The sequence below is a fragment of the Streptosporangium sp. H13245 genome (assembly GCF_055690525.1).
In genome coordinates, this window is the sequence record NZ_JBSZKT010000032.1 from 26,488 (window position 1) to 37,595 (window position 11,108).

Consider the following 11,108-nt stretch of genomic DNA (forward strand, 5'->3'; position numbering starts at 1 on the left):
AATTTCCCGGCCCCTATTCTGCCGGACCGCTCAGGCCTCCACGCCTGATGGTCCCGGCATACCAGAGAGCGCTTTCTTTGGGAACTCTGACCTGGGTCTCGTAGTCGACGTGGACCAGCCCGAACCGCTTGCCGTACCCCCACGCCCACTCGAAGTTGTCCATCAGCGACCAGGCGAAGTAGCCCTCCAGCGGGATCCCGGCCTCGATCGCGGCGTGGCAGGTACGCAGGTGGGCGTCGAGGTAGCCCACCCGGTCGCGGTCGTGGACGACGCCGTCGGGGCCCACGACGTCGTCGAAGGCCGCGCCGTTCTCGGAGATGACCAGCGGCAGGCGCGGGTACTCGGCGGCCAGCCGGTGCAGGACCTCCAGCAGCCCCGAGTGGTCGATCTCCCAGCCCATCGCCGTCACGGGCCGCCCGCCCCCGACGAACGACACGTGCTCGCTGCCGACCCAGGGCGACCCGGTGTCGGTGGGCGCCGCCGCGGCCGACGCGGCGCCGCCGGGGGTGCCGGAGACGGTGAAGCGGCTGTAGTAGTTGATCAGCAGCTTGTCCAGCGGCGCCGAGATGAGCTCCAGGTCCCCGTCGTGGACGAGCCCCGCCGGACGGCCGAGGTCCTCCATGACGTCGTCCGGGTACTCGCCCTTGAGCAGGGCGTCCAGGAAGAAGCGGTTCTGCAGCCCGTCGATGCGGCGGGCGGCGTCCTGGTCGGCCTCGGAGGAGGTCTGGGGCGAGATCGCGTACAGGTTGACGCAGCCGCCGATGAGGGTCTCCGGCCGCTGGGCCCGGATCGCCTGCGCGGCCAGGCCGTGCGCGAGCAGGAGGTGGTGGGCGGCGTGCACGGCCCTGTCGGGCTCGCGCCGTCCGGGGGCGTGCTCGCCCGAGGCGTACCCGAGGAACGCCGAGCACCAGGGCTCGTTGACCGTGCTCCAGTTGCGGACCCGGTCGCTCAGCGCGTCGTGCACGGCCGCCGCGTAGTCGGCGAAGCGCTTCGACGTGTCCCGCGACGGCCAGCCGCCCGCGTCTTCCAGCGGCTGGGGCAGGTCCCAGTGGTAGAGCGTCACCCACGGGTCGACGCCCCGGGAGAGGAGCTCGTCGACCAGGCGGCTGTAGAAGCCGATGCCCCCGGGATTGACGGCGCCGCGCCCCTCGGGCTGGATCCGGGGCCAGGAGATGGAGAACCGGTACGCGCCGAGGCCGAGCTCGGCCATCATCCGCACGTCGTCCCGGTAGCGGTTGTAGTGGTCGATGGCGGTGTCGGCGTGCTCGCCGTTCACCACCCGTCCCGGCTGCTTGACGAAGGTGTCCCAGATGGAGTGGCCTCGGCCGTCCTCCGAGACCGCGCCCTCGATCTGGTATGCGGAGGTGGCCGCGCCCCAGACGAAGTCCGTCGGGAACACCAGATCCGGGGTCTGAATCCGCGTCTCTTGCGTGGTCACGCCTTGACCGCACCTTCCATGAGTCCGCCGACGATCTGGCGGCCGAACGCGATGAAAACGATGAACAGGGGCAGGACCGACGCCGCGGTGCCGGTGAACAGCATCACGTAGTCGGTTCCGTGGGCCTGGTTGAGCGCCGCGATCGACGTCTGGACCACCGGGTTGTCGGGGTTCAGCACGATCAGCGGCCACATGAACTCGTTCCAGGTCTGCATGAAGACCAGGAGGGCGAGCACCGCCATTCCCGGCCGGAGCGCCGGGAGGATGACGCTCGTGTAGATGCGCATGGTCGAGGCGCCGTCGACGCGGGCCGCCTCGACCAGCTCGTCCGGCACCGCCTGGGTGGCGTACTGGGTCATCATGAAGACCCCGAAGCCGTTGACCAGGAAGGGCAGGATCACCGCCTTCAGCTGGCCGGTCCAGCCGAGGGTGACCATGAGCTCGTACAGCGGCACGACGCCCATCTGCTGGAGCGGGACCATCATCGTCAGCAGGATCATGCCCAGCAGGATCTTGCTGCCCCGGAAGCGCAGCTTGGAGAAGGCGAAACCGGCCAGGGTGGAGATCAGCACGACCGAGACGGTCACGGTGACCGAGACGATGGCCGAGTTGGTCAGGCCGGTCAGGAAGTAGGCGTCCTCGGTGGACAGCAGCCGCGCGACGTTCTCCCCGAGGTGGCCGCCGGGGAGCATCGGCGGGGGTACGTCGATGGCCTCCTCGTTGGTCCGGGTGGCCATGATGAACATGTAGTAGATGGGGAACGCCGACAGCACGAGGGCGAAGGCCAGCACGACCTTCGTCATCGGGCCCGCGTCCCAGATGCGGTTCCGCGCGGCCGACGGGCCGGAGGACCGCCGGGAGTGCTGCGCGGGGGGCCGCCGGAGCTGGGTGACCGTCACTTGGAACCCCCGATACGGCGGGTGAAGGAGTAGTTGACGAGCGTCCCGACGAGGATCAGCGCGAACAGCAGCCAGGCCGCGGCCGCGGCGTAGCCGAAGTCGAAGTCACGGAACGCCTCCTTGACGATGAACATCGCCACGGTCTGGTACTGGCCGGTGGCGCCGCCGCTCATCGTCGGGTTGCCGTCGAACATGACCGGCTCGGTGAACAGCGTCAGGCCGCCGATGGTGGAGATGAACACCGTGAAGATGATCGTCGGGCGGAGCATCGGGATGGTGATCTGCCAGAACTGCCGCCTGGGCGAGGCGCCGTCGATGGCGGCGGCCTCGTAGAGGTCCTTGGGAATGGTCTGCATGGCGGCGAGCAGGATGATCGCGTTGTAGCCGGTCCAGCGCCAGTCGATCATCGTGGAGATCGCGATCCACGAGGACCACTTCTCGTTCTGCCAGTTGATCGCGTCGACCCCGAAGAAGCTCAGGAACCAGTTGATCATGCCGTAGTCGCGCCCGTACAGCTGGGTGAAGACCACCGCGACGGCGACGACGGAGGTGATCAGCGGCAGCAGCACGCCGAGGCGGAAGAAGAGCCGTCCCCGGATGCGCTTGTTGAGCGCGTTGGCCAGCAGGAGGGCCAGGATGAGCTGCGGGATCGTCGACATGACGAACATGCCGAGGGTGTTGACCACCGCGTTCCAGAAGGTCTCGTCGGTGATCAGCTCGATGTAGTTGTCGAGGCCGACGAGGGTCTTGTCCCCGGCGAGCTCCCAGTCGTGCAGCGACACCCAGAGGGTGTAGCCGAGCGGGAAGACGCCGAAGATCGCGAAGAGCAGGAAGTACGGGGAGACGAGGAAGTAGGGGGTCGCCCGGAGGTCGAACCGGGCCCACCCACTGCCCCGCTCCGGTCCGCGGCGCCGCGGCGACCGGCGGGGGCCGGGCCGCGGCGGGGCGGCCGGGGAGTCGACGTGCAGTGTCATCGGTCAGAGCCTTTCAGCGGGGGCAGGCGACCGGCCCGGCCGCGGGATCACCGCAGCCGGGCCGATGCGGGTCGGTACGGGGATCAGCCCGCTGCCTTGACGCCGGCCGCGAGGAACCTGGTCCAGGCCTGGTCGTAGGGGACCGAGCCCTGGTCCATGCCCTCAAGGACCTTCTCCACCGAGGCCTTGACCTGGGCGTGCTTCTCGCCGAGGAAGACGGGCAGCAGGTCCTTGACCGAGGCGCCGAAGATCTGGCCGGTCGGCGCGTCGTTGAAGAACGGGTTCTTCAGGTCGGCGACCGCCGGGTCCTGCTGCGCGACGAGCGAGCTCGGGAAGGCCGCGGCCTCCTGGAAGGCCATGATGTGGCCCTCCTTGCCGGTGAGGTAGTTCAGGACCTCGGCGGCCTCCTTGGGGTGCTTGCTCTGCTTGGGAATCGCGAGGTAGGAGCCGCCCCAGTTGCCCGCGCCGCCGGGCACGGACGCGACGTCCCACTTGCCCTTGTTGTCGTCACCGGCCGCGCCGGAGACCACGCCGAGCATCCAGGCCGGGCAGCCCAGGGTCGCGAAGGCACCCTTCTTGATCGCGGCGTTCCACGGCGGGCTGAACGAGGCGAGCTTGGCGGTCAGGCCCGCCTCACTGAAGCTCTTCACCGTGTCGAAGGAGGTCTTGACGGCCGGGTTGGTCTCGATGATGAGCTGGTTGTTCTTGTCGAAGTAGTTGACGTTGCCGTTCTTCGGCGCCTCCTGCGACAGGATCACGTTGTAGAGCGTGTTGGGGCCGTCGAGGAACTTGGGATCGGTCTTGCCGGGGTTGGCGGCCTTGAACTTCTCGCCGATCGCCTTGAAGGCGTTCCAGTCCGGCCAGAGCTTGCCGACCTCCTCGCGCTCGGTGGGCAGGCCCGCCTTCTCGAACAGGTCCTTGCGGTAGCACATGGTCATGCCGCCGATGTCGGTGCCCAGGGCGAAGAGCTTGCTGTCGGCGTTGATGCCGTTCTCCCACTTCGCCGCGGGGAAGTCGGCCTTGCGGCTGTCCAGCCCGTACTCGGCCAGGTCGGTGAAGAACTGCGGGCGGGCCTTCATTAGGCCCATCGCGCCCTCGTCCAGGGCGATGATGTCGGCCGCGCCGCTGTTGGCCTGCAGGCGCTGGAGCAGCTGCGGGAGGTAGACGTCCTCGAAACGGTCGGTCAGGTTCTGGTACTTGACCTGGATGTTCGGGTGCGCCGCGTTCCACGTCTCCACGGCCTTGTCGTAGCCGAAGTTCTCGCCGCCGCCGAAGGTGTGCACGGTGATGGTCACCGGCTCGGCCGCCGCGGCGGAGCTGCCGCCCGCGGCGGGCGCGGCGGGCTCGCTGGAACTGCACGACGTGATGGCCAGGGCGGTGGCCGCCATGACCGCGACGGCGGCGAGCCTGCCGTGCCGCTTGTTGTTCAACATTCCGGACCCCTCTCAGGTGGTCGCCCGAATCATTGGGAGGCGACATCGCGGACCGGTCCCCGACAAACGCGGTCCTCGCGACGAGGTCGTTCCTCAATGTGCTTTGGGAGCGCTCCCACGAAGAGTGGACGATGGGCAACCGGGACGTCAATATGCCGAAACTCAACCGTTACATCCGGCCGTTTTAGGTAGGACTTTCGGTATGAAGTGGGGATATATCACCCATAAGGGTGATTGGGAGCGCTCCCATCTCATGGACATACAGTCGGGGCATTTCGTGTCCGCGCGGGGTGCGCGGGCGGCCGTCATCGGGGGCGTCGGCCGGAGTTGGGCGTCGGCAGGAGGGGCGTTGGCGGGAGGGGGCCGAGCGGGGAGGTGCCGGGGAACGCCGGAGAACGCCGTCAGGGGCGCCGCTCGTTCGAGCGGCGCCCCTGGGAGTCGTGGACCGGCCCGCGCTCACCGGCGGGGGTGCCGGGGTGCCCGCGCCGTTCGCACTATTCGCGCGGTTCGCGCCGTTCGCGCCATGAGGGATGGCGGTACGGGCGGCGGGTGCGGGTGTCAGTTGGAGTAGACGGGGTAACCGTAGCCGACGACCTGGGAGACCGGCCGGACGCGCTGCTCGACGTCGCCGTTGCCGGTGTTGCCCTCGATCGTGGTGATCGTGCCGTCTCCGTTGTCCTTCTTCACGAAGCCGACGTGGTCGATGCCGTCGATGGTCTTGCCACCGGCCCAGTCGAAATAGACGACGGCGCCGGGGGTGGGGATGGTGCCCCAGTGCCCGTTGTTCCTGAACCACTTGGCGTGGGCGACGGTGTAGGCGTCCCAGCCCATCGTGGGGCGGATACCGGCCATCTCGCCGACCCAGGAGACGAACATCGCGCACCAGGGGGCGTTGGCGTAGTCGTACACGCTGTTGCCGCCGTCGCGGGCGAGGGTCTCCTTGGCGCGGGGGGTGGACATGTACCAGGAGTGGAACTTGGTCCCGCCGCCCTGGGCGTTCTCGCGGACGCCGATCTGCTTGGAGGCGAGGTCCAGGACCTTCGCCGCGGAGACCTTGGGGAGCCTCTCGGCCACGATCTGGAGCGGGGTCTTCGCGGTCTTGGAATCCTGGGCCCTGGCGTCAACGGGCGGCGCGTTCACGACACCGTGACCGTCGGCCAGGGCGGTGCCGGTGGCGCCGGTCGCCAGGGCGACACACGCGCCCAGGACGGCGCACGCTGTACGGGGGGTGGAGATGAGGCGATGCTTGGCCATACGGGGGTTCGACTCCTTGCTTCGCTTCCATTCCGCCTACCGGGTTAGCTGACGGGTTCGGGCTGGGAAGTGCCCTACGGCGCACAGTGCGCTGATTCACCCCAGGAACGTGGTTCCCCGGTTCCGCAGACCTCGCGGATTCGGCGGCCGTGCTCACCGTGGCGGAGGGATCCACCGGGTGGAACACGGTCGGGCAATGTGACGGCAATGCTCAGATCTGGATAGACCTAGACAATTGCCATGAACAGGACGAACGTACGACAAGAGGACAGACGATTACAAGTGGGACACATTGCTCTGACTTGGTAATACGTCCGAGCGGAGGGGGTGCGGCGGGGTGTCGCCCGGCCCGGGGAGAGGGGTGGGCCGCGCCCGGTCGCGCCTCTTCCCGTCGAGTGGGAGGGTGTCCGGGATCCTCTGTGTCCACGGCGATCCCGCTTTCCGGGACCCGCCCGCGAGGTGTCCGCGGAGAGATGGTATTACGCGCGGACGAAGCCCCTGGTGGGAGGCGGTGCGCCCTCGAACTCTCGAACAGGTATTCGATAGTAAAAAGTATGCGGATGGTAGTGGTTTTCCCATGGAAGACCCGGAGACGGCACGCGGGACCCGGCGGCTCGCGACCCGTGCCCGAAGGGGTTTCCGCAGCTCAGAGCGATGAGGCGAAGGTGCGATCGGCCCGTTGGCGGGCCTTGTCGCCCGGAGGGTAAAGAAACGCGCCCTCGGAGGGGCTCGGCGGTCGCGGAGGTAAAGGCGCGAGGTAAAGGAAGACGCTTTCCCAAAGGCCCCGCCGCTCATGGAGGTAAAAGCGCACGGGGTGGCGGCCTCCGGGTTTCACGGCTTTGGGGTTACGGGGCTGGCTTCGCGGCGCTGGTTTCATGGCCCCGGTTTCAATGGCTTCGGCTTCGCGGTCCCGGCTTCACGGCTCCGGTTTCGTGGCGTTGGCCTCACGGGCCCGGGGTTACGGGCCCGGGGTTACACGACACCGGCTTCGCGATCCTGGCCTCAAGGCCCCGGCTTCGCGGCCCTGGGGGTACGGGCCCGGCTTCACGGCCTCAGCTGTTCGCGCCGGACCACGCGCGGAACAGTGGGAGCAGGAACCGGTCGACCGTCTCCTCGACGAACTCCCGGTCCAGTGGCTTCCCGGTGAAGAACAGCCGGTACCACACCAGCGCCTCGGTGACCTTCCTCAGCTCCGCGGGGTCCACCGGCCCCGGCAGCTCGCCGCGCTCCCCGGCGCGGTCGAGCAGCGGGGTGGTGCCCGTGATGTCGGCGCGGGGCACGTTGTCGCGCAGGGCGGCGGCCAGGTCGGGTGAGGTGAGGAGCGCGGGGAACAGGCCGAAGATCATCGCGTGTTTCCGCTCCAGGATCCGGCAGAACCCGTCCACGACCTCGATCAGGTCCCCGCGCATCGACCCGGTGTCCGGCGGCGGCTCGACCTCGATCCCGAGGTGGTTGCAGATCAGGTCCACGACCAGCGCCTCCTTGCCCGGCCAGCGACGGTAGATCGTGGCCTTGCTGGCGCTGGCCCGCCTGGCGATCTGGTCGACGGACATCCGGTCGTATCCGACCTCGGACAGCAGGTCCAGAGTCGCGTCGAGGATCGCCCGTTCCCGTGCGGGATCGAGACGCAAGGTGCCTCCGGTGGTTCACGAGTGCTGCTTGATCTCCCCGAATCGTACGCCCGTCAGCTCCTCCGACCTCTCCCAGAGCTTCGCCGCCACGGCCGGGTCCAGCGCCTTCGGCGAGGGGCGCAGTGGCTTCGGCCCCGGCCCGACGTACTGCCCGCCCCTCGCGCCGGGGGAAGTCGCCGCGTACAGGGAGGGCAGGGCGCCCTTGGCGGGCGGCTGCAGGGCCAGGCGCAGCAGGGCGTTGACCGGGCGGGTGAGGGCGCCCAGCTTCATGATGCCGGTGGCCGTCATGCCCGGGTGGGTCGCCAGGCTGAGCAAAGCCGTCCCGGAGGCGCGGCGCTGCAGCTCCAGGGTGAACAGCAGGTTGGCCAGCTTGGAACGGCCGTAGGCGGAGAACCTGCCGTACCGGCGTTCGAGCCCCAGGTCGGCGAAGTCGATCGCGCCGACGGAGTGGGCGTCGCTGGAGACCGTGACCACCCGCGCGGCGGGGGCGGCCAGCAGGCGCGGCAGGAGCAGCCCGGTCAGGGCGAAGTGCCCCAGGTGGTTGACGCCGAACTGGGTCTCGAAGCCGTCGGCGGTGGTCTGACGGGGCATCGGGCCCACCCCGGCGTTGTTGACCAGCAGGTCGAGCGGTCCGTCGACCGTCTCGGCGAACGCGCGCACCGACGCGAGGTCGGCCAGGTCGAGCGCCCGCACCTCGGCCGCCGCCCCCGGCACCGCCGCCCTGATCGCGTCGAGCGCGGCCCGGCCCCTGTCCGCGTCGCGCGCGGTCAGCACGACCCGGGCGCCGTGCCTGGCCAGTTCGAGCGCCGTCGGCACCCCGATGCCGCCGCTCGCACCGGTGACCACCGCGACGGAGCCGGTCAGGTCGGGGATCTCGTCAGCTGTCCACATCGCTCGCTCCTCGTGCCGGATTGACGGACGGATCTACGATGGATCATAAGGTGTACGAAACGGTTCCGTACACCAAGGTAAAGACAGAAAAGATCATCTGCAAGCGCACGTGGTCGGCTGTTCACCCGCAGTTCCCGAGCGCTTAAGGCCGCCGGGTTAGGTTGTGGCAGTCGTGAACGGGTCATCGCCCGGCGTGGAGGACGGTCGAGACCACGCGCGGGAGCAGGGTTCGGCCGTTGCCTGGGTGGAATCCCCGTTGCAGATGCTCTGTGCGGTGGAGGCCCACCATGCCGGGCTGCTCGGCGCCCGCAGTCATCTCGTGCCCAGGGCGAAGCTCCGCCCGCTGGCCGTGACAGGTCGCGAACTCGGCCGTCTCACCCTGCCCGAGGGGCTGGAGCTCACCGAGGCCCGGCCCGACATGCCCCGGCCGCGCCGGGGTGAGACCTGGGTGGTGGGCGACGCCTTCTCCGGCAAGGTCCAGTTCCGCTGGCTCACCGCGCTCCCCGGCCGGATCGTGATCGTCGACGACGGGCTCGCCACCATCAGGCTCCTGGAGCTGCTCACCGACAGGGTCGGAACGCCCCTGCTGAGGGCGAGGGCGAAGGTGGGAAGGCTCAGGACCGCCCTCGGCGCGGCGGCCGGGCTCAGGCTGCGCGCCGCCGCCCGCTCGGGCCGTCTGTCGATCTTCACCGCGCTGCCCGTCCCCCCCGACCTGGCGAAGGCCGTACGCGCCAGGGGAGCCGAGCTGGTCACCCACGACTTCGCCTGGCTGCGGTCCCAGCCGCTGCGCAGGCCCCGCCCCGAGGAGCGCACCGTCGTCCTCGGCACCTCGCTGGTCCGCAACGGCCTGATCCACCGCGACCGCTACTTCACCTGGCTGGCCGGGCTCGGCTCGGCCGAGCCGGTGGCCTACTTCCCGCACCGCCGCGAGGATCCCGGTGATCTCGCCCGGGTCGGGGAGCAGCCTGGCATCACCGTCTACGACGGCGGGATCCCCGCCGAGATGACCCTGCGCGGCCTGGCCGCCGAACAGCGGGTGCTGAGCCTGCCGTCCACCGCGGTCACCTCCCTGCGGGTCCTGCTCTCGGCCCGGGGCGTCGCCGTGGAGACGGTGGACGTCCCCGACGAGTGGTGGACGGCCGAGGCCGCGCCGTCCCTCCGCTCCCACCTGTCGAGGTTCGCCCATCACGACACGGGAGTCGCAGGGCCATGACCCCACGGCCGGGACCCGCCGGGCTCGCCGCCCGCGGGACGCGCGCCGTGTCGCTTTCCCACACACGAATCCTCTCCACACACGAAACCGGGGGATTCCCCGCCGGAGGTTCTCTTTGAAGGTCCTGGCCGTGGCCGACTCCGACTCCTACCTGAAGTGGGCGGCCTGCCTGCTGAGGGACCTGCCCTCGGGCTGTGAGACGGAGCTTGCGGTCGTCCGTACCCCCATCACCCCGTCGCCGGCGCAGATCCACGCCGCCGTCGTGGGTTCGGCGGCCGATCCGCCCGTGCTGTCGGCCCGCGCGCTGCGCCGGTCCGCGGAGCGTTTCAGGCCCGACGTGGTGCTCGTCGCCTGTACGGGACCTGTGGTGGACGTGCTGACCGGTGACGTGCTGGCCGGGCTGCGGCCCCGGCCGGTGTTCGTCTCGGGGCTGCCGGGCATCTCCGTCCCCGCCACCGAGAAGGCGTGGCTGTTCCGCAGCGGGTGCGACCTGTTCGTGCTGCACAGCGGCCGGGAGGTCGAGGAGTTCTCGGAGATCGGCACCCGGCTGGGCGGGGGCGGCCAGATCGGGCTGGCCCGGCTGCCGTTCCTGCGCGGTGACGCGGAGATCTCCACCACCGGGCCGCGCGACCGGGTGGTGTTCGCCACCCAGGCCAAGGTGCCCAAGCGCAGGGAGGAGCGCGAGCGCGTCCTGCTCTCCCTGGCCGAGCTGGCCGGACGCCGCCCGGACCTGGACGTCGTCGTCAAGCTCCGCGCCCTGGACACCGAGCGCCAGACCCACAACGAGCGCTACCACTACCAGCGCCTGTGGCAGTCGCTCGTCGAGGCGGGTCAGGTGCGCGCCGAGGCCGTGCGCTTCGCGGTGGGTCCCATGGACGAGCACCTGACCCACGCGGCCGGGTTCGTCACCGTCAGCTCGACCGCGGCCCTGGAGGCGATCGCCCAGGAGGTGCCGCTGCTGGTGCTGTCGGACTTCGGGGTGGGCGCCGAGATGATCAACCTGGTCTTCGAGGACAGCGGCCTGCTCGGCACCCTCGACGACCTCACGGCCGGGCGCTTCCTGGACCCCGACGACGGCTGGTGCAAGGTCAACTACTTCCACCCCGGCGGCGAGAGCGACTGGGTGTCGCGGATGGTCTCCCTGGTCGGGCAGGCCCGCTCCGGACGCCTCGTCCCGGCGAACTCCCTGCTCGAAGGTCCCGAGTACGCCGCCGCCCGCCGCCGTGCCCGCATGCGCGTGGAGGTGCCGCCGAACGTGCTGCGCGTCGGCTACCGCGCCAAGCGCCGGATGCGCCGCTACCTCAAGGCGCTCGGCTAGGACCCCCGGAGCGATCCTCGCGGGCGCCGCCGGTCTCCTTCAAGGAGAGGCGGCCCC

General features: G+C 69.8%; 9 protein-coding genes and 1 riboswitch. Of the genes, 2 read left to right on the plus strand and 7 right to left on the minus strand.

Going from position 1 to position 11,108, the window contains the following annotated elements:
• Window positions 1-13: 13 nt before the first annotated feature.
• The 7 genes from ACW9TB_RS30820 to ACW9TB_RS30850 form a co-directional block, all read right to left on the minus strand.
• A complete protein-coding gene (locus ACW9TB_RS30820) occupies window positions 14-1,438 on the minus strand; it encodes a GH1 family beta-glucosidase (protein WP_472751601.1) in 1,425 nt (474 codons plus the stop codon).
• Window positions 1,435-2,241, minus strand: coding sequence for a carbohydrate ABC transporter permease (locus ACW9TB_RS30825; protein WP_472751649.1), 807 nt, complete (start codon window positions 2,239-2,241; stop codon window positions 1,435-1,437). Before ACW9TB_RS30825 ends, ACW9TB_RS30820 begins: the two co-directional genes overlap by 4 nt.
• Before the next feature lie 92 nt (window positions 2,242-2,333).
• Window positions 2,334-3,311, minus strand: coding sequence for a carbohydrate ABC transporter permease (locus ACW9TB_RS30830; protein WP_472751602.1), 978 nt, complete (start codon window positions 3,309-3,311; stop codon window positions 2,334-2,336).
• 83 nt (window positions 3,312-3,394) lie between these two features.
• Complete coding sequence (locus ACW9TB_RS30835) at window positions 3,395-4,744, minus strand: ABC transporter substrate-binding protein (RefSeq protein ID WP_472751603.1); 1,350 nt, start codon at window positions 4,742-4,744, stop codon at window positions 3,395-3,397.
• Between the two features lie 558 nt (window positions 4,745-5,302).
• The gene (locus tag ACW9TB_RS30840; protein WP_472751604.1) at window positions 5,303-5,998 is read right to left on the minus strand and encodes a CHAP domain-containing protein; all 696 of its coding nucleotides are present in this window, start codon (window positions 5,996-5,998) and stop codon (window positions 5,303-5,305) included.
• An 18-nt stretch (window positions 5,999-6,016) separates the two neighbouring features.
• Window positions 6,017-6,154: riboswitch (cyclic di-AMP (ydaO/yuaA leader) on the minus strand.
• Between the two features lie 896 nt (window positions 6,155-7,050).
• The gene (locus tag ACW9TB_RS30845; protein ID WP_472751605.1) at window positions 7,051-7,629 is read right to left on the minus strand and encodes a TetR/AcrR family transcriptional regulator; all 579 of its coding nucleotides are present in this window, start codon (window positions 7,627-7,629) and stop codon (window positions 7,051-7,053) included.
• 15 nt (window positions 7,630-7,644) lie between these two features.
• Window positions 7,645-8,520: an oxidoreductase gene (locus tag ACW9TB_RS30850; protein WP_472751606.1), complete on the minus strand. Its 876-nt coding sequence runs from the start codon at window positions 8,518-8,520 to the stop codon at window positions 7,645-7,647.
• A gap of 274 nt (window positions 8,521-8,794) precedes the next feature.
• On the opposite strand from ACW9TB_RS30850, the gene ACW9TB_RS30855 reads away from it, so the two are divergent.
• Window positions 8,795-9,733 (plus strand): hypothetical protein, encoded by a 939-nt coding sequence (locus ACW9TB_RS30855; RefSeq protein ID WP_472751607.1) that lies wholly within the window; start codon window positions 8,795-8,797, stop codon window positions 9,731-9,733.
• Window positions 9,734-9,848: 115 nt separating this feature from the next.
• Window positions 9,849-11,051 (plus strand): DUF6716 putative glycosyltransferase, encoded by a 1,203-nt coding sequence (locus ACW9TB_RS30860; protein WP_472751608.1) that lies wholly within the window; start codon window positions 9,849-9,851, stop codon window positions 11,049-11,051.
• Window positions 11,052-11,108 lie beyond the last annotated feature (57 nt).